The sequence below is a fragment of the Streptomyces sp. NPDC030183 genome (genome assembly GCF_055573455.1).
Genome location: NZ_JBVIBK010000008.1, coordinates 57,017 through 80,944 on the forward strand (window position 1 = coordinate 57,017; position 23,928 = coordinate 80,944).

24 protein-coding genes are annotated in these 23,928 nt (G+C 71.3%); 14 read left to right on the forward strand and 10 right to left on the reverse strand.

Features of this window, described 5'->3' with window-relative positions; translation table 11 throughout:
• The first annotated feature begins 70 nt into the window (after window positions 1–70).
• Window positions 71–3,247 carry a glycosyl hydrolase 115 family protein gene (locus ACZ4Z2_RS11625; protein WP_468074783.1) on the forward strand — a complete coding sequence of 1,059 codons (3,177 nt, stop codon included), beginning with the start codon at window positions 71–73 and terminating at the stop codon, window positions 3,245–3,247.
• Between the two features lie 69 nt (window positions 3,248–3,316).
• Window positions 3,317–4,396, forward strand: coding sequence for an endo-1,4-beta-xylanase (locus tag ACZ4Z2_RS11630; protein WP_468074785.1), 1,080 nt, complete (start codon window positions 3,317–3,319; stop codon window positions 4,394–4,396).
• Window positions 4,397–4,408: 12 nt separating this feature from the next.
• Here ACZ4Z2_RS11630 and ACZ4Z2_RS11635 read toward each other — a convergent pair whose 3' ends face one another.
• The 3 genes from ACZ4Z2_RS11635 to ACZ4Z2_RS11645 all read right to left on the reverse strand — a co-directional run bounded on the left by ACZ4Z2_RS11635 (window position 4,409) and on the right by ACZ4Z2_RS11645 (window position 6,645).
• Complete coding sequence (locus tag ACZ4Z2_RS11635) at window positions 4,409–5,014, reverse strand: Uma2 family endonuclease (RefSeq protein ID WP_468074787.1); 606 nt, start codon at window positions 5,012–5,014, stop codon at window positions 4,409–4,411.
• Window positions 5,015–5,063: 49 nt separating this feature from the next.
• Window positions 5,064–5,954, reverse strand: a complete 891-nt coding sequence (locus tag ACZ4Z2_RS11640; RefSeq protein WP_468074789.1) for a helix-turn-helix domain-containing protein — start codon at window positions 5,952–5,954, stop codon at window positions 5,064–5,066.
• A 199-nt stretch (window positions 5,955–6,153) separates the two neighbouring features.
• Window positions 6,154–6,645 carry an ATP-binding protein gene (locus ACZ4Z2_RS11645; RefSeq protein WP_468074791.1) on the reverse strand — a complete coding sequence of 164 codons (492 nt, stop codon included), beginning with the start codon at window positions 6,643–6,645 and terminating at the stop codon, window positions 6,154–6,156.
• A gap of 155 nt (window positions 6,646–6,800) precedes the next feature.
• Between ACZ4Z2_RS11645 and ACZ4Z2_RS11650 the strand changes: the two genes are divergently transcribed.
• Both ACZ4Z2_RS11650 and ACZ4Z2_RS11655 read left to right on the forward strand, forming a co-directional pair.
• Complete coding sequence (locus tag ACZ4Z2_RS11650) at window positions 6,801–7,676, forward strand: helix-turn-helix domain-containing protein (RefSeq protein ID WP_468074793.1); 876 nt, start codon at window positions 6,801–6,803, stop codon at window positions 7,674–7,676.
• Window positions 7,673–7,879, forward strand: coding sequence for a DUF397 domain-containing protein (locus ACZ4Z2_RS11655; RefSeq protein ID WP_468074795.1), 207 nt, complete (start codon window positions 7,673–7,675; stop codon window positions 7,877–7,879). The genes ACZ4Z2_RS11650 and ACZ4Z2_RS11655 overlap by 4 nt, the downstream gene beginning before the upstream one ends.
• Window positions 7,880–7,894: 15 nt before the next feature.
• Here ACZ4Z2_RS11655 and ACZ4Z2_RS11660 read toward each other — a convergent pair whose 3' ends face one another.
• Window positions 7,895–8,059: a PIN domain-containing protein gene (locus tag ACZ4Z2_RS11660; RefSeq protein WP_468075097.1), complete on the reverse strand. Its 165-nt coding sequence runs from the start codon at window positions 8,057–8,059 to the stop codon at window positions 7,895–7,897.
• Window positions 8,060–8,445: 386 nt separating this feature from the next.
• Here ACZ4Z2_RS11660 and ACZ4Z2_RS11665 point away from each other — a divergent pair, with 386 nt between their 5' ends.
• Window positions 8,446–9,273: a hypothetical protein gene (locus ACZ4Z2_RS11665; protein WP_468074797.1), complete on the forward strand. Its 828-nt coding sequence runs from the start codon at window positions 8,446–8,448 to the stop codon at window positions 9,271–9,273.
• A 21-nt stretch (window positions 9,274–9,294) separates the two neighbouring features.
• On the opposite strand, the gene ACZ4Z2_RS11670 is transcribed toward ACZ4Z2_RS11665, so the two are convergent.
• Window positions 9,295–12,348 (reverse strand): poly(A) polymerase, encoded by a 3,054-nt coding sequence (locus tag ACZ4Z2_RS11670; RefSeq protein WP_468074799.1) that lies wholly within the window; start codon window positions 12,346–12,348, stop codon window positions 9,295–9,297.
• A 5-nt stretch (window positions 12,349–12,353) separates the two neighbouring features.
• The gene (locus tag ACZ4Z2_RS11675) at window positions 12,354–14,102 is read right to left on the reverse strand and encodes an RNA ligase family protein (protein ID WP_468074801.1); all 1,749 of its coding nucleotides are present in this window, start codon (window positions 14,100–14,102) and stop codon (window positions 12,354–12,356) included.
• A gap of 126 nt (window positions 14,103–14,228) precedes the next feature.
• On the opposite strand from ACZ4Z2_RS11675, the gene ACZ4Z2_RS11680 reads away from it, so the two are divergent.
• Complete coding sequence (locus tag ACZ4Z2_RS11680; protein ID WP_468074803.1) at window positions 14,229–14,354, forward strand: hypothetical protein; 126 nt, start codon at window positions 14,229–14,231, stop codon at window positions 14,352–14,354.
• A gap of 210 nt (window positions 14,355–14,564) precedes the next feature.
• On the opposite strand, the gene ACZ4Z2_RS11685 is transcribed toward ACZ4Z2_RS11680, so the two are convergent.
• The 4 genes from ACZ4Z2_RS11685 to ACZ4Z2_RS11700 all read right to left on the reverse strand — a co-directional run bounded on the left by ACZ4Z2_RS11685 (window position 14,565) and on the right by ACZ4Z2_RS11700 (window position 18,553).
• Window positions 14,565–15,764, reverse strand: coding sequence for an HTTM domain-containing protein (locus ACZ4Z2_RS11685; protein WP_468074805.1), 1,200 nt, complete (start codon window positions 15,762–15,764; stop codon window positions 14,565–14,567).
• Between the two features lies 1 nt (window position 15,765).
• Complete coding sequence (locus tag ACZ4Z2_RS11690) at window positions 15,766–16,566, reverse strand: DUF5819 family protein (protein ID WP_468074807.1); 801 nt, start codon at window positions 16,564–16,566, stop codon at window positions 15,766–15,768.
• Window positions 16,567–16,719: 153 nt separating this feature from the next.
• A complete protein-coding gene (locus ACZ4Z2_RS11695) occupies window positions 16,720–17,463 on the reverse strand; it encodes a hypothetical protein (RefSeq protein ID WP_468074809.1) in 744 nt (247 codons plus the stop codon).
• Between the two features lie 373 nt (window positions 17,464–17,836).
• Window positions 17,837–18,553 (reverse strand): hypothetical protein, encoded by a 717-nt coding sequence (locus tag ACZ4Z2_RS11700; protein ID WP_468074811.1) that lies wholly within the window; start codon window positions 18,551–18,553, stop codon window positions 17,837–17,839.
• A 938-nt stretch (window positions 18,554–19,491) separates the two neighbouring features.
• Between ACZ4Z2_RS11700 and rpsJ the strand changes: the two genes are divergently transcribed.
• From rpsJ to rpsC, 8 genes are read left to right on the forward strand one after another with little or no spacing between them, the layout of a single operon-like run.
• The gene (gene rpsJ, locus ACZ4Z2_RS11705) at window positions 19,492–19,800 is read left to right on the forward strand and encodes a 30S ribosomal protein S10 (protein WP_003948644.1); all 309 of its coding nucleotides are present in this window, start codon (window positions 19,492–19,494) and stop codon (window positions 19,798–19,800) included.
• Window positions 19,801–19,816: 16 nt separating this feature from the next.
• Window positions 19,817–20,461 (forward strand): 50S ribosomal protein L3, encoded by a 645-nt coding sequence (gene rplC, locus ACZ4Z2_RS11710; protein WP_103781446.1) that lies wholly within the window; start codon window positions 19,817–19,819, stop codon window positions 20,459–20,461.
• Window positions 20,462–20,468: 7 nt separating this feature from the next.
• Window positions 20,469–21,125: a 50S ribosomal protein L4 gene (gene rplD / locus ACZ4Z2_RS11715; protein WP_468074813.1), complete on the forward strand. Its 657-nt coding sequence runs from the start codon at window positions 20,469–20,471 to the stop codon at window positions 21,123–21,125.
• Window positions 21,125–21,544 (forward strand): 50S ribosomal protein L23, encoded by a 420-nt coding sequence (rplW, locus tag ACZ4Z2_RS11720; RefSeq protein WP_468074815.1) that lies wholly within the window; start codon window positions 21,125–21,127, stop codon window positions 21,542–21,544. Before rplD ends, rplW begins: the two co-directional genes overlap by 1 nt.
• A 38-nt stretch (window positions 21,545–21,582) precedes the next feature.
• Window positions 21,583–22,419: a 50S ribosomal protein L2 gene (gene rplB / locus ACZ4Z2_RS11725; RefSeq protein ID WP_055517283.1), complete on the forward strand. Its 837-nt coding sequence runs from the start codon at window positions 21,583–21,585 to the stop codon at window positions 22,417–22,419.
• Between the two features lie 12 nt (window positions 22,420–22,431).
• Entirely contained in the window at window positions 22,432–22,713 is a 282-nt protein-coding gene (gene rpsS, locus ACZ4Z2_RS11730; protein WP_010036728.1) for a 30S ribosomal protein S19, read from the forward strand.
• A 44-nt stretch (window positions 22,714–22,757) separates the two neighbouring features.
• Window positions 22,758–23,105: a 50S ribosomal protein L22 gene (rplV, locus tag ACZ4Z2_RS11735; RefSeq protein WP_055517281.1), complete on the forward strand. Its 348-nt coding sequence runs from the start codon at window positions 22,758–22,760 to the stop codon at window positions 23,103–23,105.
• On the forward strand, window positions 23,105–23,926 hold the full coding sequence (gene rpsC / locus ACZ4Z2_RS11740) for a 30S ribosomal protein S3 (RefSeq protein WP_468074817.1): 822 nt from the start codon (window positions 23,105–23,107) through the stop codon (window positions 23,924–23,926). The genes rplV and rpsC overlap by 1 nt, the downstream gene beginning before the upstream one ends.
• Window positions 23,927–23,928: the final 2 nt, after the last annotated feature.

Consider the following 23,928-nt stretch of genomic DNA (forward strand, 5'->3'; position numbering starts at 1 on the left):
CACTCCCTCCACCATTTGTCATGTCGCTGAGCAAATCCCGGCTTCGGGACGACCGGTCGAGGGGTGTGGCATGTCCGCGGACGTCAACCGTAGAACCGTTCTGGGCGTGGGCGCGGGGCTTGCCGTGAGCCCCGCGCTGCCGGGGGTCGCGTGGGCGGACGACGGAGCCGGTGGCGGTGCCGGGGGCGGGGACGGCGGTGGGGGCGGGGCGCTCCGGGTCTGCGACCCGGGGGCGTACCTGTCCTTCTCCCCGGCCCCCGGCGCGTTTCCCCTGGTCGGGGTGCCGGTCGTGGTCAGTCCGGAGGACCATCCCGGGGTCTTACGGGTCGCGGGGGACCTGCGTGACGACATCGAGCGGGTGACGGGGGTGCGCCCGGGGGGCTCGATGGCCCGCGAGGTGGTCCTGGTGGGGACCATCGGGCGGAGTCCGCTGATCGACGGGCTCGTGAGCGCGGGGAAGCTCGACGTCGGCGGGGTGCGGGGGAAGTGGGAGACCTCGTTGCAGACGGTCGTGGAGCGGCCGATGCCCGGGGTGGAGCGGGCGTTCGTCATCGCGGGCAGCGATCCGCGCGGCACGATCTTCGGGGTGTACGACGTGTCGTACGGCCTCGGCATCTCCCCCTGGTACTGGTGGGACGACGTGCCGCCGGTGCGCCGGGACGAGGTGTACGTGCTGCCCGGCCGGTACAGCCAGGGCACGCCGGCGGTGAAGTACCGGGGGGTCTTCATCAACGACGAGAACCCGGCGCTCGGGACCTGGGCGCCGGCGTTCTTCGGGCCCGGCAAGGCACCCGGCTACCCCGGCGGGTTCAACGCCGACTTCTGGGCCAAGGTCTTCGAGGTGCTGCTCCGGCTGAAGGGGAACTACGTCTGGCCGGCGGTGTGGGGGAGGGCGTTCGCCGAGGACGACCCGGAGAACCACGCGCGCGCCAAGGAATACGGGATTGTCATGGGCACGTCTCACGAGGCGCCCATGATGCGGGGCATCGAGGAGTGGAACCGCCATGCCGTACCGGCGGTCAGGGACTCCTCCGGGGCGATCGTGACCCCCGGCCGCGACCCCTACGGGGGCACGGGGGAGTGGTCGTACCGGCGGAACGCCGAGGCCATCAGGGCGTACTGGCGGGACGGCATCCGGCGCATGGTCGACGAGGACTTCGAGGGCGTCGTCACCCTGGGGATGCGGGGGAACGGCGACACGAGCCTGCCCGACGGCGACGGCATCGAGCTGATGACGGAGATCATCGCGACGCAGCGCCGGATCATCGAGGAGGTGACCGGGAGGCCGGCGGACGAGACCCCGCAGGTGTGGACCCTCTACAAGGAGGTCCAGCGGTACTGGGACCGCGGCCTGCGGGCGCCGGACGACGTCACGGTCGTCCTGACGGACGACAACTGGGGGAACATCCGCAAGCACCCCGACCCGCGCGAACCCCGTCGCGGGGGTTACGGGCTGTACTACCACTTCGACTACGTGGGCGTCGGCCGCAACTACAAGTGGGTCGACACGGCGAACCTCGCCAACCTGTGGGAGCAGTTCCACGTGGCCGACGCCTACGGCAACCACGGCCTGTGGGTGGCGAACGTCGGTGATCTGAAGGGGAACGAGCTGCCCACGGAGTTCTTCCTGAACTACGCCTGGAATCCCGGGCGTTGGGGACTGGAGAACCTGGAGGAGTGGGAGCGGGGGTTCGCCCGGCAGAACTTCGGGGGGAGGTTCGCCGACGAGATCGCCGAGGTGCTGGACGCGTACGGGCAGTTGCAGGCCCGCCGCAAGCCCGAGCTGCTGAACCGGCGGATCACCCTCGATCCGTCGAAGGACCCGGCGAAGGACGAGCGGGCCATCGTCTACGACGACGAGGAGACGCCCTTCTTCTTCGGGCACCGCGAGCTGGAACGCGTCACCGAGGAGTGGCGCGCGCTGGCCCGGCGGGCGGAGCGGCTCGGGCGGAAGCTGCCGGCCGGTGTCCAGGACGCCTGGTTCGAGCTGGTCGGCTACGCGGTCCTGGCGACGGCGAACCTCTACGGCCTGCGCGAGGACGAGTTCGAGAACCTGCTGTACGCACGGCAGGGGCGGGCGGCGACCAACGACCGGGCGGCGGCCGCTGAGGCCGGCCTGGCCAGGGACTTCGCCCTCGCCGACCGTTTCAACACCGAGATCGCCGGCGGGAAGTGGCGGGGCTTCCAGACCCAGCCGCACATCGGGTACGGGGACGTCGAACGCTACGGCCCCAACGCCCCGTGGCAGCAGCCCGAGAAGGACCACCAGGCGCTGCCGGACGAGATCTTCCCCAAGGTGCGGCGGATCGAGGTGCCGCAGGCCGCGGAGCTGGGGGTCGCCGTCGACGGGGCGGACGACCGGGGGCTGTGGTGGCCGGGCGGCGCGTCCGGCGCGGCGGCCGTGCTGCCGGTGTTCAGCCCGTACCAGACACGGCCCCAGCAGTACGTCGAGATCTTCAACCGGGGCCGTACGCCCTTCTCGTACCGCATCGAGCCGTCGGTGCCGTGGCTGGTGGTCGACCGGTCGCGCGGCCGGGTCGAGCAGCAGGTGCGGGTGACCGTACGGGTCGACTGGGCGCGGGTGCCGGCCGGTGGCGCCGAGGGGACGCTGACGGTGAGCGGGGCGGGGGCCTCGGTGACGGTGAAGGCGGTCGCCGAGAAGCCGTCGGCCCGGCAGGCGCGGGCGCTGCGGGGCTTCGTCGAGGCGGGCGGGTACGTCGCGATCGACGCGGAGCACCACACGCGGGCGGTGGGTTCGCCCGGCGGGCGGGTGCGGTGGCGGCGGATCGAGCGGATCGGCCGTACGGGGGCGGGGATGGCCCCGTGGCCGGTGACGGCGGCCCGGCAGACACCGGGTGGCGCCGGGCCGCGACTGGAGTACGAGGTCGGCCTGCTGTCGGTGCCGGCGGGCGGCGAGGTGACGGTCCTGGCGTACGTCTCGCCGCGGAACCCCGCGCTCCCGACGGGCGGCCTGCGCTACGCGGTGTCCTTCGACGACGCGGAACCCCAGGTCGTCGACATCCACGCCGTCACCGGCGCCGACGACGGCCTGATGAACAAGCAGTGGGCGCGCCACACCTCCGACAACGTGAACGTCACGGCGACCCGGCACACGGTCGCCGGGCCCGGGGTGCGGCGCCTGAAGTTCTGGATGGTCGACCCGACGGTGATCCTGCAACGCCTGGTGATCGACACGGGTGGGCTGACGCCGACGTATCTGGGGCCGCTGGAGAGCCGCCGGGTCTGACTGCCGGGATTGTGCGTCGGCGCATCAGCCTGCCGGCGCTGAGAGCTGGAACTGAGAGAGGAACCACGCATGAGGCACATCAACCGCTTCCGCATGCCCGCGCTCGCGCTGGCCGCCGGAACGCTGCTGTCCACGGTGGTGGCCGTGCAGCCGGCGACGGCGAGTGAGGAAGGGGAAGGGCCGTCACTGCGCGCGCTGGCCGCCCGCGCGGGCGTACGCATCGGGACGGCCGTGGACATGACGGCGCTCGCGGACGACCGGACGTACCGCAGGACGACGATCCGCGACTACAACTCGGTCACCGCCGAGAACGTCATGAAGTGGGAGTCGGTGGAGCCGGAGCGTGGCGTCCACAACTGGAAGCCGGCCGACGACCTGGTCCGCTTCGCCCGGGCGCACGGCCAGGTGGTCCGGGGCCACACCCTGGTCTGGCACAGCCAGCTCCCGGCCTGGCTGACGAGCGGGGTGGAGGACGGCTCGATCAAGCGGGACGAGCTGCGGAAGATCCTCCGCGACCACATCACCGCCGAGGTGAAGCGGTACAAGGGGAAGATCCAGCAGTGGGACGTGGTGAACGAGGTCTTCGAGGAGGACGGTTCGCTGCGGAACTCGATCTGGCTGCGTGAGCTGGGCCCCTCCTACATCGAGGACGCCTTCCGCTGGGCCCACGCGGCCGACCCGAAGGCCAGGCTCTTCCTCAACGACTACAACGTCGAGGGCGTCAACGCGAAGTCCACGGCGTACTACGAACTGGCGAAGCGGCTGCGCGCCAAGGGCGTCCCCGTCCAGGGCTTCGGCATCCAGGGCCACCTCGCCATCCAGTACGGCTTCCCGGGGCAGGTCGCCGAGAACCTCGCCCGCTTCGGGGCGCTGGGGATGCAGACCGCGTTCACCGAGGTCGACGTGCGGATGATCCTGCCGGTCGACGAGACCAAGCAGGCGACCCAGGCCGACTACTACCGCCGCTTGCTGGACGCCTGCCTGGGAGCCCGGAGCTGCAAGTCCTTCACGGTGTGGGGCTTCACCGACAAGTACTCCTGGGTGCCGGGCGTCTTCGACGGCGAGGGCTCGGCGACACCGATGGACGAGACGTACGGCCGCAAGCCGGCGTACGAGGCGCTGCGGGAAGGGCTGGCGGAGGGGAGGTGACCCGGCTCGCCCTCAGCCCTTCTCCGGGGCCGGGTAGCGGGGCAGGTTCTCCGTGGAGATGGTCCAGTCGGCGATGGTGACGTCCTCGCCGTAGACGAAGTCCTTGCGGGTCGCGTAGCGGGGGCCGTCCGGGGTGGAGTGGATGTCGGTGAGGACGGCGCCCGTGCCGGTGCGGGGGTCGAACACCGCGTACACCGGGATGCCGAGGAGGGGGTAGTCGCGGACCTTCCCGACCCAGTCGTTGTCGGGGTTGGAACGGGACACGACCTCGACGGCGGCGACCAGTGTCCGTGGGTCGAAGGAGCCCGGGACATCCATGTCCGCCCAGGAGATCACCATGACGTCGGGGTGGCGCATGATGCCCTCGGGCTCTGCTTCGACGTCAGGTGTCCCCGTGTGAGCGACCAGATCCTCCGGCATGACCTTCTCCAGACGCTTCCGCAGATGCAGCGTGGTCAGCTCGTGTGGTCCGACGGGCGCCATCATGTCGTGGACGATTCCTTCTCTGGTGATCTCGAACTTGCCGGGGAGGGTGTCGTCCATCGACTGAACGAAGTCCCGCATGGCCCGGTAGGGGTGAGAGGCGCCGTGCTGTGCGTTGTCCGGGTTGATGGTCATGGCGCTCGCTCCTCGTCTGTGCCCGGAGGCAAGGATCGTCACGTTCATGCTAGGTGGCCTCCACGAGGTCGGGCGTGGTGTGGTTGGGCCCGCAGTCGCGGCAGCGGCTGCCCCTCGGGCCCCGGAAGCCGCGGTCGCAGCCGTCGCAGTTCGTCATCGGGTACTGGACCCGGACGGCCGGTGGTGCCGCGGGCGCCCGGAACGGGGGCGGGGGTGGCAGCTGGGCCGTGAGGCGGTGGGCCAGGAGGGCGACCGGGCGGTGGATCGGCTCCGACGGGAGGTCTTTCGCCAGGGCGTGGCGTACGGCGGTGGGGCTGAGGTCGCGCTCCAGCCAGGCGGCCACGCCCGGGGCGAGGTGGGCGGTGTCGCAGGCCGAGAGGAGGAGGCGGGGGTCCGTGCGGCGCAGGTCGGCGAGGAGGTCGGTGGCGGTCTGGAGGAGGCTGGGGGAGCGGTAGGCGGGCTGGGGGACGGCGGGGAAGGGCTTGCGGGGTGGCTTCTTCGCCGGGCGGGAGGGGTGCGTGCGGCGTGCGGGCTCGGCCGCCGCGTGGCCGCTGCGACCGGGCTGGTTGCAGGAGATCGTGCGGGTGACGATGCGGCCCGCCGACGTGCGTACGCGCTCGCGGCGCAGGTAGCCGTGGGCCTCCAACTCGCGCAGGGCGGCCGCGATACGGGTCGCGCCCTCCGTGAAGCGGGCCGCGAGGCTCTTGATGTCGACGCGGGCGCTCTGCGGCAGCGACTGGATGTGCGTGGCCAGCCCGATCGCCAGGAGCGACAGCTCCGGGTGTTGCGCGAGGTGATTGCCGATCACCGTGAAGCGGGTGGTGTGGCGGGTGTGGTCGTGGACCAGACCGCCGCCGGAGTGGCTCCGCCGGTTCGGGTGCTTGTTGTCGGCAAGCCCGGCGTGGGCGCGCGAGGGCGCGCTAAGGTTCTGCGTATCCATCGGGAAGGTCTCGTCTTCCTTGGTGGTCAGGCCCTCGCACTGGGATTGCCGTCCCGGCGGGGGCCGTCGCATGTCTGCGGTTGTGTTGCGCTGAGAGTAAGGCGCGTAACCGGTCCCGGCGCCAGCCGAGTTGGCGATGTTCACTCGCGAGGGTGAGGCCGCTCGGCGGGCGGGAGGGGTGGGGCTTGGTGGGGTCCTTTCACCTGTGAGTTCTTTGGAAAAGACGGCCCGTGCCACCGGAGCACGTGCCGCTGGGTGCCGGTGTCGGGCTGAGGCGGACCTCCGCCCAGATGGTCTTGCGTGGGGGACGCCCCGGCGCGGTTCCCCAGCGGTCCGCGAGTGCCTCGACCAGAAGCAGACCGCGTCCGGACTCGTCGTCGGAGGTGGGGCGCCGGGCGCACGGAAGCCGTTCGGCGCGGGTGTCGGTGACCTCGATGCGGAGGGTGTCGCCGATGACGTAGAGCGTCACGTCGAAATCGCGCCCCTGGACCCGCCCGTGTGTGGCCGCGTTGGCCGCCAGCTCCGCGACGATGTGCTCCGCCGGGTCGGGTGGCAGTCCCCAACTGCGCAGTTGCTCGGTCGCGAGCAGGCGGGCGAGGCGGGCCCCGCGTGGCGTGGAGGACAGCCGCACGCTGAAGTTGCGGATGGGGCTGCGGCGTTCGGTGTCAGGGCCGACGGTTTCCGTATTCACGTCACTCAGCGTGGCGGTGCGCGCCTACTGTGAACAGTGACTGCGCTGATACGTACGGTGACTGTCCGGGCGTTGTCCGGTCGTGTCGGGCCTGTCCGGAAGGGCCGTACGGGTAGGGGGCGTTGAGGCGCGACGGTACGGCGGAGAGGTGCGCGATGTTGGTGGACGGCGACGCGGGGCGGCTCAAGACGGAGGCCGACGAGCCGGGCTGGGAGGTGGATCCGGACGACGAGTGGGGCGTCGCGGTCATCGCCACGGTCGGGCGGCAGTTGAAGCTGCGGCGGGAGGCGGTGGGGATGCGGGCCGCCGACTTCGGGAGGGCGGTCGGGTACGGCGAGGATCTCGTCTACAAGATCGAGGGTGGGAAGCGGATTCCCAGGCAGGAGTACCTGGACAAGGCCGACACGGTGCTGAACGCGGGCGGACTCATCGCGGCGGCCTGGGAGGACGTGAAGAAGGTCCGGTATCCGAAGAAGGTGCGGGCGCTGGGGAAGATGGAGGCCAAGGCGGTCGAGATCGGGCTGTACGAGTGCAACAGCGTCCACGGCCTCTTGCAGACCCCGGACCATGCGCGGGCCGTGATCGGGGCGGCGCAGCCTCCGTACTCGCCGGACGATGTGGAACGCATGGTGGCCGCTCGTCTGGCCCGGCAGTCGGTCTTCGAGCGTGACCCGGCTCCGTCCGTGCACTTCGTCCTGGAAGAGGCCCCACTGCGTCGACAGGTCGGGGGCACAATGGTGTGGCGACGGCAGCTCGAACGTCTGCTGGAGGTGGGGCGCTTGAACCACGTCACGCTTCAGGTCATGCCGACGAACACCGATGCCCACCCTGGGCTGGACGGCAACATCGAGTTGCTGAAGTTCCCGGACGGTACGGCGGTGGGGCGCTCCGACGGCAAGTTCAGCGGGCGGCCGGTCTCCGACCCGAGGCAGCTCCGCATCCTTGAGTTGCGGTATGGCACCATCCGGGCGCAGGCCCTCCCTCCACGGGAGTCGCTGGCCTTCATCGAGCAACTGCTGGGAGAGACATGATGCGCAAGGCCCCCGGGGATGCCTCCGAACTTGCCTGGTTCAAGAGCAGTTACAGCAGCGGCACCGACGGCGAGTCCTGCGTCGAGATCGCCGTGGCCCCCGGCGCCGTCCACATCCGCGACTCCAAGAACCTCGGTGGGCCTCGGCTCGCGCTCGCGCGGGACGCGTGGGCGGAGTTCGTGACGTACGCGTCCGGTAGCTGACCACGCGAAGTTCGTTCAGCGGGCTGCCTGCTGTCCGCTGACGAGGGAGAGATCGGGCCGGATTTTCGCGATGGCGGCGAAGTCGTCGTCGACGTGGAGCAGGGTCAGGCCGTGGTGTTCGGCGGTGAGTGCGATCAGGATGTCCAGCAGCGACGGGCCGCGATGGTGGCCGATCTTCACCAACCCTCTGCACCTCGATGATCTTCGGCCATGGGTCGTCGATCGCGGGAACCCAGCCGAAGGACTGGCCGAGCATGGTGAAGAAGGGCTCGTAGTCGCGGTCGGCACGCAGTCCGGGCATCAGTTCGGACTCGACGGGAGGGCAGATGGCCACAAGGCCGCGCGCCACTCGGTCGGGCCACGGAGCGCCGAGTCGGCCACGCAGGAGACGCCACACGGCGGAGGTGTCGGCCAGGTAGGTCACAGCCCGTCTCGCTCCCTGGCTTCAAGGACGTCAGTCTAAGGCGGCGAGCGTGACGAACCTCGGGGCAGGCCCTCCGCCGAGGCATGAGCACGTCATTGGTACTGTGCCGCCCCCCGTACCCATCTCCTTCGAAGAGGTGTGCATGCACACAGGCAGACGGTCCGTCGCGGTGGCCGCGCTCGCGGGAGCGTTGGCGCTCTCCGTCCTGAACGCGCCGACGGCCAACGCGGCGGACACGGGCATCACCGTGTCGGACATCGTCATCAACAAGGGCAAGCCGATCGTGGTCGGCACGTCGAAGGTGGTGGAGCCGCCCATCTCCTTCAACATCGCGCTGCCGACCGGGTACAGCACGGCTGATCCCTCCCGGTACGAGGCGTACCCCTTCCTCTACCGCGGCACCATGGCGACCGCGGCCGACACCGGCGAGAACTTCATCCAGCCGAGCGGCTACACCTGCTACGAGATCGACTCCAAGCACGCCCGCTGCGAGGGCGAGCTGTACATCGACCCGCACCCGAGTCAGGAGCACGTCGACTCCAACGCCGACGCCACGACGTGGAAGGTCGGTGTCGCGCTGCGGCTGTGGAAGGCCGACGGCGGTCTCAAGACCGGGGAACTGGAGACGCGGTCCAAAACCGCCCAGCTCAAGCGCGCGGCCAGGGCGACCGTCAACGCCACGCCGGAGCCGGTCGCCAAGGGCAGGACGATCACCGTCACGGGCAAGCTGACCCGGGCGAACTGGAGCACCAAGACGTACGGCGCCTACGGCGGCCGTACGGTCAGCCTCCAGTTCCGCGCCAAGGGCGCCGACACCTTCCAGACGGTCAAGAAGGTCACCAGCAGCAGCACCGGCGGCCTCAAGGCGAGTGTCACCGCCTCCACCGACGGTTCCTTCCGCTGGGTGTACTACGGCAACTCGACGACCGGCGCCGCGACCAGCGCGGCGGACTACGTCGACGTGCTCTGACCACCTCAGTACAAGGTCGGGTCAGTACAGGGTCGGCACCTCGCCCCCCTCGGCCCGGGTGAGCGTGACGCCCGCCAGGCCGCGTAGCCGGTGTTTCGCCACCGCGTCCAGCGCGTCGGCGGTCGGCGGGGTCGGCCCCAGGCCGATGGCGAAGCGGGCGGGGGCCGTGCCGAAGGGGCGGGGCCAGGCGTGACACCCGGGAGCCGCTTCGGCGAGGTCGGCGATCAGGGCCCGCATCCTGCCCCGTACCCGGCCCTCGTCCGCGGCTCCGCCCACCGTCACGATCGCCCAGGCGGCGTGGCGGCGGTGGAGTGGGGGAGGGGTGAGGGCGTCCGACCAGGGGCGGCCCTCCTCCAGCAACTCCCAGGCTCGGAACAGCTCCTGTGTGATCAGGTCACGCATACCCGTCGTGACCTGATCCGTGCAGGGGCGGACCGGGGGTGAGGGTGTGGTGATCGTGAGGGGGAGCGGGGACCTCTCCGCTCCGCCCACCGGCTCTCGCCAGTCCCACGCCGCCCACGTCGCGAAGAAGTTCCGCAGGAGGTCGGCCGGGGGCAGGTCACCGGCCTCGCTCACCGTGCGGGCCGCCAGGACGGTCCAGGCCAGGCCCGGCAGCCCGCCGAACGGCGCCGAGTCCAGGCCGCGGGCCCTCGCCCACGCCTTGACCTCGACGGCCAGCCGGGCGAAGGCCGCCCGGTGGGGGCCCACCGAGGCGAGCACCGCGTCCGCGTCGCTCACCGCGCTGAGCGCGATCGCCGCCGCCTCGCCCAACTCGGCCCGGCGGGCCACCGCCTCGGCGGGGTCCAGCGAGCCGGTGGCCACGACCACCAGGTCGACGTCCACCCCGTCGAGCCGCAGCCGCAGCCCCGGCACCCGGGCCCCGACCACCTCCCGCACGCCGGTCGCCTCCGGGAGTGCGGTGCTCAACTCCTCCCGCAGGGAGGGGAGTTCGACGGTGCCGGGGAGCGTCGCGACCAGGTCCAGGTCGGCGCCGGGCAGGGCACAGCCCATGCGCCGGGAGCCGACCACGTGGACAACGCCGTGGCCGACGCCGTGGCCGAGGCTGTGGGGGAGGGCCGCGGCGATCCGGCGGGCGAGGCGGTCGGCCACGGCGTCGTCGGCCCCGCTGGTGTCGGCCACGGCGTTGTCGGCCCCGCTGGTGTCGGCCACGGCGTCGTCGGCCCCGCTGGTGTCGGCCACGGCGTCGTCGGCCCCGCTGGTGTCGGCCACGGCGGTGTCGGCCCCGCTGGTGTCGGCCACGGCGGTGTCGGCCACCCCGCCCGCCCCCGGCGTCTGTTTCCGCTGCCCGGAGGACAGCGCCTCCCCCCGCTGCCCGGAGGACAGCGGCTCCTCCCGTGCCCAGTGGACCTCGCCGCTCCCCAGCGTCACCCAGGCCCGTACGCGCATCGGTTCGTCGCCGCGCCGCGACAGGAGGGCCAGCCGGTCGACCCGGGCCGGCAGCGGGGCGAGCCGGTCGGCGCAGTCGGCGGCCAGGGCGTTCGGGTCGGTGGTGCGGCCCAGGCTGAGGTGCGGCGTGAAGCCGTCGCGGCGGCCCCGGCAACGGGGGAAGCGGCTCACGAGGGCCCGGTGCAGGTCCGTCCACGGTTCCTCACCGGCCGCCGCCGGGTCCAGCCAGACCGTCGCGTCCTCCCGGTGCCCGAACCAGTGCACGCCCTCCAACCGGGCGTCGAACGCGGCCGTCGGTGCGGTGGCCAGCACGGTCGCGGCCTGCTCGAAGGCGTGTTCCGGTACGAAGCCGAAGAGGACGTTGACGTGCGGGGGCCAGCGGTGGATCTGCGGGTCGTGCGCCCGGCGGATGTCCTGGAGCGGCGGCCACAGCTCCTCCGGCGGCAGCCACGCCAGCGCCGTACGGGCCGTCGGCGGGGCGTAGCACACATCGGTGAGCGCCCTGGCGGAGGCGCCCGCCGGAGCGGACGGATCCGTCGTGAGGTCCAGCTCGACGCGTACCGCGTAGTGGTCGGAGATGTGGAGGCCCTCCGCCGTGGGCCGGTCGCCGTACAACTCGGCCCGGCGCACACGCAGGCCGTCGCCCGCCGAGCGCAGCAGCACCCGGTCCAGCCGGGAGGCCCGGCCGCTCAGGGAGGAGATCGCGGCGAGGGGGTTGGCGCCGGGGTCGAAGGTCGGGGTCGTGTCACCGGGGCCGTGCGCCTCGCTCCACGCGTCCCGCATCCCGAGGGCCACCTGCGGTGTGTCACCGCCGTCGTTGAAGTCGCCCAGGAGGACCAGCTCGGCGTCCAGACCGGCCAGCCCCTCGGCGATACGGGACAGCTCGGCCGTACGGCGTCCGGCGCCGTCCGCCGAGTGGTCGCTGCTGAGGTGCGTCGCCGCGACGGCCAGGGGGCCGGCGGTCGTCTCCACGACCACGGCGGTCACCCCCTTGTGCGGGCCCAGCGCGTGATGCGCCGCCTCCCGCACCGGGAGCCGGCTCAGGAGCAGCAGACCGCACTCGTCCACGTCACGGCCGCGAGGGTCCGTGCCCAGCGTCCAGCCCGACCGGAGCCATGGGTCCCGCAGCAGCATGGCCAGCAACTCCGTCTCGACCTCCTGCAACGCGATCACCTCCGCGTCGGCGTCGCGCAACGCCCGCAGCAGCGACGGTCGCCGCCGGGCACTGTCGATGCGGTCGGCGTCGTAACGGTCCCAGAGGGTGTTCCAGGTCAGGACGCGCACGATGCCGGCCGGCCCGCGCGAGGCGATGTCGGCGGGGGCGGTCGTGGCCACCGGAGGCGCGGGCACCCAGTCCTCCTCGGCGGCGTTCCAGACGTGGGGCGTGCGGGGCGTGAAGAACGGCGCCCGCAGCCGCCGGGCCTCCCGTACGCGCCCGGCGTCGGTCGCGTCGATGCGGTCCACGCCGGTGGTCCGGTCCCACACCACCTCGCCGTCGGCCTCGAAGAACAGCACCCGGTGCCACGGGATCTCGCCGCCCGGCACGAACGCGGGCAGCGGGACGCGCTTGGGCTCGGCGCCCCGCTGCATCACGCCCAGCACGAAGCGGGCCGGGTCGAAGCGGGCGTCCCAGCGCACCCGGTGGTAGATCTCCTCGCTCGTACGCACGTTCCTCAGACCTCTTCCTCTACGGTCCCGCTCGCCCCGATGTACCAGGTGCGGTGGGCGTCGCCCGGGTACGGCGGGCTGAACCGGCGTATCTGCGCGGTGAGCACCTCCTGCGGCACCGGGTGCTCGCGGCGGCCGTTGCGCCGTACCAGCTCCTCCTCGTCGACGAGGACCACGGCATGGGTGAGCAGGGCGTCCCGGCGCTGGGCGACCGCGTGCACGAGCGAGCGCTGCTGCCGGGTGAGCGACGTGGCGTCCCACACCACGGTCCCTCCGGCGGCCAGCGCCGCGTCCAGCCGGTCGAGTCCCGTGCGCAGCACCTCGGCGTTGGCCCGCTGATCGGCGCGCGCGCCCCGGGCCGCGCGCAGTTCGTCCAGGGAGACGTACGCGTCCACACCCGGCAGCTCCCGCGCGAACGTGCTCTTGCCGCTGCCCGCCGGCCCCACCAGCTGGATCAGCGACGGGAAGCCGCCGGCGCGCCACCGCCAGGTCGCGGCCACGGCCTCCTCGGAGACCACGCGGCACGCGCCGTCGGCGGCAGCACGGCTCACACCACTCCCACCGGCGCCCGCGAGCGCGCTGATCCGCCCCCGCGCGTACGCCTCCCGCGCCTCGGCCCGGCACCGGGCCGCCGCGTCGGCGGGCAGGTCGGTGAAGGCGTTCCGCAGCGCGTCCCAGTCCGGGCGGCCGATCTCCTCCGCGTGCAGCGCGGACCACTCCGCCTGCTCCCGGGCCTCGTCCGTCTCCGCCGTGGCCCGGGCCACGGCGTGCAGCAGCCCGAGGTCGGCGGTGTACGCCATCCGCAGCAGGCCCGTCCGCCGGTCCTCGTCCGGATACGGCCGGTGCAGCGCCGGGTGCAGCCCGACGACGTCCGCCACGCGCCGCGCGAGCGGCAGGCCCACGACCCCGGCGAGCCGCGCCGCGAGCCACCCCCGCTGCCCGTTCCGGTCGCGCAGCAGCGTGGCGAGGGCCCCGACGAGCCGGTCGTCCCCGGTGAACCCGGCCGCGTCGAACCGCGCGAGAGCCGCCGCGTCCCCCACTTCCCCCGGTTCCCCCGCACCGGGCAGCCCGACCGCCTCCGCCAGCGCCGCCGCGTCGACACGGGCCCCCGAGCGCACGTCCCACAGGGCGGCCCGCGGCCCCAGCCCGTTCTCGACGACCGCCGCGTGCATCCAGTGCGTGTCCGTCCGGACGTGCCCGGCCCGTACCCACTTGGCCACGCGCGCCCCGAACTCCGCCGCGCCGAAACCGTCCGCGACCCGGACGACGTACCCCTCCTGCCGCCCGAGGTCCAGCCGCAGCGCCCGGAGCGCCCGCTCGTCGAACTCGCCCCGCCACAGCACCCGCGGCACCGGGATCCCGAGCCCGCGCAGAAAGGCGACCGTGCCGTCCCAGTCCAGGCAGCGGCCCCCGGCGTCCCACACCGAGAAGCCGTAGAACCAGCTCTCCAGGTCCTCGTACGCGAGCGAGTGCCGGGCGAACATGTTCTCCCCGCACACCCGCCACCCCTCGGGGATGGACGGTCCGACCCGCGCCTGGAGCGCCTTGACCCAGGTGCGCGAGGGGTGGTGGGCGGAGTCGAGCGACCGGGCGTGGAGGCCGTCGGCGTACAGCGTCGTGTTCTCGCCGTCGAGCTTCTCGGTGACGACCACCTCGCGCCCGCGCAGCCCGGACAGGTCGGCGACCCGGACGTCGTCCGGTGTCGCGCCGGGGGACCAGGGCAGGTGCCGGGTCCGCGGATAGTGCGTACGCATGATGGTTGTTCCCCCGCCCGAGCGCCGTACCGGCGTGCCTGATCAGCGTAGGAGCGCGTGGCGACGGCGGGCCAACGGATTAACCGGACTCTAGGTCCCGCCAAGAAACCCGGACTGGAGTCGGCGGTGGACCGGCGGGGCGGCCGCTGGTTCGTGATCGCGCTGGTGGCCGTGGCGATGGGCCTGCGCGACGTCACCACGCTCGGGGCGTCGGTCCCGGACGTGCCGACGACCTCTCGGCCCGCGCCCTGACCGCCCTCCTCGGCGGCCTCCCGCCGATCGCCGACACCCCGCCCAGCTGGGCGACCCCGGCGGAGCGCAACTCGGTACGCGGCTGAACCCGAACTCCGGCCGCCGCTCTCTCCTCCGCACGGACGGCCGCCGCCCTGCGCCCGCGCGCACGACGGTGCCCCCCGCCTTCCTCTGCGAGGGGCACCGTCGTGTGCGCGAACGGTCCACGGCTCAGGCGGTCGCGAGCCTCCTGGCCGGCACGATCCGGGGGAGCCGGGCGCAGCGGGCGCCGAGGGCCACCAGAAGCGCGGTGGGGAGGAAGACGACGTCGCAGGCCAGCATGACCAGGGAGAAGAAGGGGAGACCGAGGAGCAGGGCGATGCCCAGATGCTCACCGATCATGACGAACACCAGCACCGTCTTGACCTTGCGGTTGATGAGGGTGACGGGGAAGGCGACCTGGAGCATGACCGTCCCGTAGCTCAGCAGCAGGACCAGCACCGAGTTGGCCGCGACGAGCCCCGACAGCCACGGCCACGGCGAGAAGTAGTCCAGGTGCAGCGCGTAGTGCAGGGCACTGCCCTCCTGCCAGCGGGGGCCCTGCACCTTGTACCAGCCCGACGTCGCGTAGACCAGGCAGATCTGCGCGGCGATCACCAGCATCGAGGCGTTGTGCAGCATCGAGGACCCGGCGTCCAGCAGCGCCCGCCCCTCGCTGTCCGGGTACCAGCGGTTGACGGCGTACCACAGCCCCTGCACACCCCACAGGGTCCACAGCACCAGCGGCCATCCGGTGTCCAGGCCGAACGCCAGCAGCAGGAACAGACCGCAGGCCGCCCACAGGACCACGCCCGTACGGTCCCCGCCGGCCTCCTCGCGCCGCTGTCGGGCCGCGGCGCGGCGCGCGTCCAGGGACCAGACCTGGGCGCACCGCGTGAACATCAGGTAGATCACCATGATGCGCATCAGGTTGTCGCCGCCGTCCCCCACCAGGGGGTTGCGGTTCTCCAGCGAGAGCACGCCGATCATGAGCAGCACACTCATGGTCCTGGTGCGCCAGCCGATCATCACGGCCAGGGCGGAGGCGATGGTCAGGGTGTACACGATCTCGAACCAGACGCGCCCGTCCGACCAGTGCAGAACGCTGAACGTCCCGTCGAGCCGCCCGATCTCCAGCGCCATCTCGTACGACAGCGGACTGCGGTCGCCGAACAGCACCCGGCGGTGCGGCCACTCCCTCAGGAAGAGACCGGCGACGGCCAGGCCCAGGCCGATACGGAAGATGGCGGCCTGATAGGGGGCGCGGGTGGTGCACGCGAGGCGCGCGAAGCGGACGAAGGCTTCCTGGACGCGGTCGCGCAGGGACCGCCGGGGGGCCGGCGGCTGGGGCGACGGGGTCGGCCGGGTCGTCGTAGGCGTAACGGTGCTCACTTCACAGCCCCTTGTAGTCCTGGTCGGTCACCGGCCACCACGGACGAACCCGGAAGGTGGTCGTGTCGGGCGGTTCCTCGGAACTCCACGAAGGGGGCTGGACCATCAGGTAACGGCCCGCGAGCTGCACGGCCGTGATCGGCCGGCCCTCCCACTCCCGCCCCACCCGCTGCAGGGCGATGCGCTTCAGGTAGTCGACGGCCATCCGCCCCCGGACGCCCTTGGGGCGGTCGTTCGGGCCGTGCCAGTTCTCGGAGGTGTCCCAGGCGTTGCGGAGGAGGTTCTGGTACGCGTGGCTCGGCGCCGGGTCCCCCTGGATCGCCTCCACGTCGCGGGCCGTCAGGTTGATCCAGTCCGAGACGCGGGTCGTGCCGTCGCCGCCCGTGGTCCGCAGCCGCACCCCGACGGCGGCGTTGCGCGCCAGGGGATCGGGGGCGAACAGCTTCCAGTTCTGCTGGAACTCGGGTTCGAGATACCCGCTGATCGTCCGCTGGTTGCCCGCCTTGAGGGCGTTCGGCGGGGCCAGGTACAGAAAGGTCATGACCAGATGGGTCACCAGGGCGCCGGCCAGGAGGACACCGGTCGCGGTCAGCACGCCGGCGGAGGTGCGGGACCACTGGCGGCGGGTGGCGTCGTCCGTCCCGGGCGCCTGTCCGTCGCTCGGGGGCTGCGCCCCGGCGGTCTCGGGCCCGGGAGTGCGGGGGGCGTTCTCGTGGGCGCCCGGTCGCGGCGGGGGCAGGTACTGCGTCGTCGGGGCCGCAGTGGTCGAGCGTCCTGCGGCGGCTTCGCTGGAGGGTTCCATCGTGTTCCTTCTGCTGGGCGGCCCGAACGGCGGGGAGGCTCCTCGCCGCACGGGCCGCACGCCTGATGGTCACCTGGGACTCAGGGAAGGCATCAGGCAGAACCAGGCGATCTCAGCAGCGGCCGCTCGACGCGGCGGCGACCGCTTTTTCGCTCAGTCGAGGGGGCAGTTGTTGACGCGGACCCCGGTGAAGTTGATGTCGGGGTGCGCCGCGCTGAGCAGGTCGGCGATCCGGTTCCGGTGGAATCCGGGGTTCTCGTAGTACTGGCCGAACTGGAGGACGTACATGAGCGTGGGGTCGGTCGGCGCGTTGTTGGCGATGCCGAGCTGCGAGCGGGTCGGGGGGGCGCCGAAGACGGAGCTGTAGGTGGTGCCGCCCTCCTCAACCGTCAGGCCCGGGTTGTAGCCCGTCGGGCCCCAGGACTCGGGGTGGTTGCGCCAGTAGCCGGGCGAGCACCACTCGGGCTCGCTCGGGTTGGCGCCGTTGGCCGGAGCCGCGGGGGCCGCCGGTGCCGCGGGGGCGGCCGGGGCTGCGGGCGCGGCCGGGGCCGCCGGGGTGCCGTTCGACGCCGCCGGAGCAGCCAGGCCGATCAGGCCCGTCGTCAGGCCGATGTCGCCGAGGATCTTGGGCGCGAACGCCAGGTTCTGCGTGCAGAAGCCGAAGTCGTGGCCCTTGCAGCTGTGGTGCAGGTTGTACTTGTTGACCTTCTTGGGCTCCTGGTGGTGCCCCTTGTGGTGGCCCTTGCCGTCGTGCTTGCCGTGCTCGTCGTCGGCGGGGGACGCGGTCTTGTGCGCCGCCCAGGGGCTCTGCCAGCCGAGGGCCTGGGAAGCGGTGGTGCTGCCCAGCGTGACGGCGAGTACGGACGCTCCCACGAGGAAGGCTCTAGTGGCCCGCATGACGCTCCTTTCCCTGTTTATCCGCGTGGGATTACGACTCCCACGTTCCGGAAAAATTAGAGCCAGGTCGGAACGGCGAAATCAAATACGTCGACGCGGTGCGCCCATAGGGAAATAAAGATGCACCGAAAGGGCGGTCTCTCATCGCATTTAATGACGGAATCTGCGGCCGTTCCGGGAAATTTAATTCGCGATCAATTGGTCGAGCATTCGCCAAACAGAGGATCGAAACGGCCCCACACGGGCGGCCAGGCCTCCGTGGCGCGCAGCGGTGCGGAACTGCAACCCCGCCGGCAAGGCCCCCGGCCGATCCGCCCCGACTGTCCCCTGCATCCTGGCCGCCCAGCCTGTCCTGTCCGTTCTGGGTCTCGCGTCACGGTCGCGGTCCGGCCGCGTACCCGTTCGCGCCCTTCCGGGTCCGGAGAATCCCCAAGGCATAGGCGAGTCGAATATCCAGGTGTGCCGGATTCGAGTGAAAGGTTTTTTCTCCGAGGCCCCGGAAATCCAGGACCGTCCCCACGCCCCCGGTTCGCCAGCGGGTCCGTGTGGGCCGGAAAGCGTAGTCGTCGATCTCGCCGTTCAGGAGGTCGTGGACCTTGACGGCCAGCAGGCACACCGCCCAGACCGGGGCTGTCGTGACATAGACGAGCCACGAGTACCAGGTGCCCTCCCTGCCCGTGACGGCCGGTGGTGCGCCCACCGGCCCCGCGGCCCAGCGGGCCCGGCGCGGCCACGGCAGGAGCCGGCCGGAGCTACGGGTGACCCGTGCCAGGAGCGTCCCGTCGGCGGCGCGGACGTCGTGGACGTCCGGGGCCGCCGGGTGGACCGAGCAGCACAGCGCGCCGCCCGTCCCGTCCACGATCCAGAAGGGAGGGAAGGGGGAGGAGGGTGAGGGCGTCTCGCGGACCCCCGACCGCCCCGGGCGGGGCGCGAAGACCCTGGCGAGCGGGACGTCCCGGCCGCCGTGCGCTCCTGGCGACCGGATCGCCGACACCGGCTCCGCATCGGCGGGCACCCCTGGCGGGAGCGGATGGATCGCGGCGGCGGAGCGCTCGGCGGAGACCCGGAACGAGTACGACCTGGTGTGCACGGCGTCATTCAAACGGGTCGGGCCACCCCCGACGGCAGCAGGTGCCCCCGGCCCCGCAATACGCCCACCCGCCTCGCATACGCCCACCGGGATCACCCGCCTCGCATACGCCCACCGGGATCACCCGCCTCGCATACGCCCACCGGGATCAACGGGTGGCCTCTCCTCCTCGGCGGCAGGGCTCTCGGTTCAGGCGGCAGGGTTCTCGGTTCGGGCGGCTGGGCTTCCGGCCTGGCGAGGGGCCTCTCGGTCCCGGCGGACGGGCTCGGGCTCTTGGTCCGGACGACCCGTCGTGCCCGGCGGGCGGACTCGCGACCCCCGAGGTGGCCTCCCGCCCAAGGCGGGCACCTTCGCGCCCTCGGCCGGTGCCCTTCTCCCAGCCCCCGGCAGCCCCTCGCACTCGCGGGTGCATGGCCTCCGGTAGCCGCTCGACCGGGTCCGGAGGCCATGCCCCCGGGTCCCGCCCCCGGGTCCCGCCCCCGAGTCCCGCTCCTGAAACCCGCCCCCGAGGCCCCGCTCCAGGGCGCTGGTTTGACCTTGGTCACTCTCGGGGTAATCTCTCCGGCTCGATTGGCGGAGGCCCTGCCCCATATGGCAGACTGTCCGAGTTGCTCGGTCGAGTGTTGATGCTGCACGCCTCCCGCCGGGGGGACCGGAAGCGAGTCCCACAGTACTCGTCGCTCTAACTGCCTCACGGCAGCGCTGGGGCGGACGTACGGGAATCTTCCGGGAAGTGTGGCGCGGCGCCGGCCAGGCGCCCGGTGGGCCTCCGCCCCCGGTCCGCGGTTCCGGTAGGGCCGCGTTCCCGCGCAAGGGATGTTCGGACAAGGGACATCTGTGTCAGCGGAAGCGCGACACGCCCGACCGCGTGGGTCGGAGGACGGTACAAGGGAACACCGGGTTCCAGAGCGTTAGAGAGACAGGACTACTGAGTAGCCATGGCGGGACAGAAGATCCGCATCCGGCTCAAGGCCTACGACCACGAGGTCATCGACTCCTCGGCGAAGAAGATCGTCGAGACGGTGACCCGCACTGGTGCGTCGGTCGCGGGCCCGGTGCCGCTGCCCACTGAGAAGAACGTGTACTGCGTCATCAAGTCGCCGCACAAGTACAAGGACTCGCGCGAGCACTTCGAGATGCGCACGCACAAGCGCCTGATCGACATTCTCGACCCCACCCCCAAGACCGTTGACTCTCTGATGCGACTCGACCTCCCGGCCGGTGTCGACATCGAGATCAAGCTCTGAGGGCGGTGATCTGAGAATGGCTAAGCAGATCAAGGGCATCCTGGGCGAGAAGCTCGGCATGACGCAGGTGTGGGACGAGAACAACCGTGTTGTTCCGGTCACCGTCGTCAAGGCCGGCCCCAACGTCGTGACCCAGGTTCGTACCAACGACGTCGACGGCTACGAGTCGGTCCAGATCGCCTTCGGCGAGATCGACCCGCGCAAGGTGAACAAGCCCCTCAAGGGCCACTTCGCCAAGGCCGACGTCACCCCCCGTCGCCACCTCGTCGAGATCCGCACCGCGGACGCCTCCGAGTACACGCTGGGCCAGGAGATCACCGCTGAGGTGTTCGAGGCCGGCGTGAAGGTCGACGTCACCGGCAAGAGCAAGGGCAAGGGCTTCGCCGGTGTCATGAAGCGTCACAACTTCGGTGGCCTCGGCGCCGGTCACGGCACCCAGCGCAAGCACCGCTCGCCCGGTTCCATCGGTGGCTGCGCCACCCCGGGCCGTGTGTTCAAGGGCCTCCGCATGGCGGGTCGCATGGGCAACGAGCGGGTCACCACCCAGAACCTGACCGTCCACGCCGTTGACGCGGAGAAGGGTCTGCTGCTCATCAAGGGCGCGGTTCCCGGTCCGAACGGCGGCCTCGTCCTGGTCCGCACCGCGGCCAAGGGGGCCTGAGGTACCGATGAGCACTGTTGACATCCTTTCGCCTGCCGGCGAGAAGACCGGAAGCGTCGAGCTCCCCGCGGAGATCTTCGGCGTGGAGAAGGTCAGCATCCCGCTGATCCACCAGGTCGTCGTCGCGCAGAACGCGGCTGCCCGCCAGGGCACGCACAAGACCAAGACCCGCGGCGAGGTTCGTGGTGGCGGTAAGAAGCCTTACCGTCAGAAGGGCACCGGCCGTGCGCGCCAGGGCTCGACCCGCGCGCCCCAGTTCGCCGGTGGTGGCGTCGTGCACGGTCCCGTGCCGCGTGACTACTCGCAGCGGACCCCGAAGAAGATGAAGGCCGCGGCCCTGCGCCACGCCCTCACCGACCGGGCCCGTCACAACCGCATCCACGTCGTCTCCGGCGTGATCGAGGGCGAGGCCCCGTCCACCAAGGCCGCCAAGAGCCTGTTCGGCAAGATCTCGGAGCGCAAGAACCTGCTCCTGGTCGCCGAGCGCTCCGACGAGGCCGCGTGGCTCTCCGCCCGCAACCTGCCCCAGGTCCACATCCTGGAGCCGGGCCAGCTGAACACGTACGACGTGATCGTCTCGGACGACGTGGTCTTCACCCAGGCCGCTCTCGAGTCCTTCGTCGCCGGCCCGAAGGCCAACGACACCGAAGGGAGCGAGGCCTGATGGCTACGCGTCACCCGAGCATTGCCTCCAAGGCTGCGAAGGCCGCCAAGGCCGCGCGCGTCGCCAAGGCGCGCCGCCACGCCACCGAGGGCAAGAACACCGTCGTCACCCCGGCGAGCAAGGCGTACACGGACCCCCGTGACGTCCTGATCAAGCCGGTCGTGTCCGAGAAGAGCTACGCGCTCCTCGACGAGAACAAGTACACGTTCATCGTCGACCCGCGGGCCAACAAGACCCAGATCAAGGAGGCCGTGCAGTCGGTCTTCTCGGTCAAGGTCACCGGGGTCAACACGATCAACCGCCAGGGCAAGCGCAAGCGGACCCGCACGGGCTTCGGCAAGCGTGCCGACAGCAAGCGCGCGATCGTGACCCTCGCTGAGGGCGACCGTATCGACATCTTCGGCGGTCCGACCGCGTAAGCGGGTCGGATCGTCCGATATCGGACGAGGACTGAGAAATGGGAATCCGCAAGTACAAGCCGACTACGCCGGGCCGTCGTGGCTCCAGCGTCGCCGACTTCGTCGAGATCACGCGGTCCACGCCGGAGAAGTCGCTGGTCCGCCCCCTGCACAGCAAGGGCGGCCGTAACAACGCCGGTCGTGTGACCGTTCGCCACCAGGGTGGCGGACACAAGCGCGCCTACCGAGTGATCGACTTCCGTCGTCACGACAAGGACGGCGTGCCGGCGAAGGTCGCGCACATCGAGTACGACCCCAACCGCACCGCGCGCATCGCGCTGCTGCACTACGCCGACGGCGAGAAGCGCTACATCCTCGCCCCGCGCAACCTGCAGCAGGGTGACCGCGTCGAGAACGGTCCCGGGGCCGACATCAAGCCGGGCAACAACCTGGCCCTCCGCAACATCCCGGTCGGTACCACGATCCACGCGATCGAGCTCCGTCCCGGTGGCGGTGCCAAGTTCGCCCGCTCCGCCGGTGCCTCCGTGCAGCTGCTCGCGAAGGAGGGCGCCTACGCCCACCTCCGCATGCCCTCCGGTGAGATCCGCCTGGTCGACGTGCGCTGCCGCGCCACCGTCGGCGAGGTCGGCAACGCCGAGCAGAGCAACATCAACTGGGGCAAGGCCGGCCGCAAGCGCTGGCTGGGCGTCCGCCCGACCGTTCGCGGTGTGGCGATGAACCCGGTTGACCACCCCCACGGTGGTGGTGAGGGCAAGACCTCCGGTGGTCGCCACCCGGTCAGCCCCTGGGGTCAGAAGGAAGGTCGTACTCGTTCGCCCAAGAAGGCGTCGAACAAGTACATCGTCCGCCGCCGCAAGACGAACAAGAAGCGCTAGGAGCGGGTTTAGATGCCGCGCAGTCTCAAGAAGGGGCCCTTCGTCGACGACCACCTGATCAAGAAGGTGGACGCCCAGAACGAAGCCGGCACCAAGAACGTCATCAAGACCTGGTCCCGTCGCTCGATGATCGTCCCGGCCATGCTCGGCCACACGATCGCGGTGCACAACGGCAAGACCCACATCCCGGTGTTCGTCACCGAGTCGATGGTCGGCCACAAGCTCGGCGAGTTCTCGCCGACGCGCACCTTCCGGGGTCACGTCAAGGACGACCGGAAGTCGAAGCGCCGCTAACCGCGGATCGCATTCAGACACGTAAGTAACTGAGAGGGACAACCATGGAAGCCAGGGCCCAGGCGCGGTACATCCGCGTCACGCCCATGAAGGCCCGCCGCGTGGTGGACCTTATCCGTGGCATGGACGCCACGGAGGCTCAGGCGGTCCTGCGATTCGCCCCGCAGGCCGCTTCCGTGCCCGTCGGCAAGGTGCTCGACAGCGCCATCGCCAACGCCGCGCACAACTACGACCACACGGACGCCAACTCGCTGTTCATCAGCGAGGCGTACGTCGACGAGGGTCCGACCCTGAAGCGGTTCCGTCCGCGTGCCCAGGGCCGTGCCTACCGGATCCGCAAGCGGACCAGCCACATCACCGTGGTCGTCAGCAGCAAGGAAGGAACCCGGTAATGGGCCAGAAGGTTAACCCGCATGGGTTCCGGCTCGGTGTCACCACGGACTTCAAGTCCCGGTGGTACGCCGACAAGCTGTACAAGGACTACGTCAAGGAAGACGTCGCCATCCGTCGGATGCTGACGTCCGGCATGGAGCGCGCCGGTATCTCCAAGGTGGAGATCGAGCGCACCCGTGACCGTGTCCGCGTCGACATCCACACCGCGCGTCCGGGCATCGTCATCGGCCGCCGCGGCGCGGAGGCCGACAAGATCCGCGGTCAGCTGGAGAAGCTGACGGGCAAGCAGGTCCAGCTGAACATCCTCGAGGTCAAGAACCCCGAGACCGACGCTCAGCTGGTTGCCCAGGCCGTCGCCGAGCAGCTGTCCTCCCGCGTCTCCTTCCGTCGGGCCATGCGCAAGAGCATGCAGTCCGCCATGAAGGCCGGCGCCAAGGGCATCAAGATCCAGTGCGGTGGCCGCCTCGGCGGCGCCGAGATGTCCCGCTCGGAGTTCTACCGCGAGGGCCGTGTGCCCCTGCACACGCTCCGCGCGAACGTGGACTACGGCTTCTTCGAGGCCAAGACGACCTTCGGCCGCATCGGTGTGAAGGTCTGGATCTACAAGGGCGACGTCAAGAACATCGCCGAGGTCCGCGCCGAGAACGCCGCTGCCCGCGCGGGTAACCGCCCGGCGCGCGGCGGTGCCGACCGCCCGGCCCGTGGTGGCCGCGGTGGCGAGCGGCGCGGTCGCAAGCCGCAGCAGGCTGCCGGCGCCGAGGCCCCCAGGGCCGAGGCTCCCGCTGCCGCTCCGGCTGAGAGCACCGGAACGGAGGCCTGACC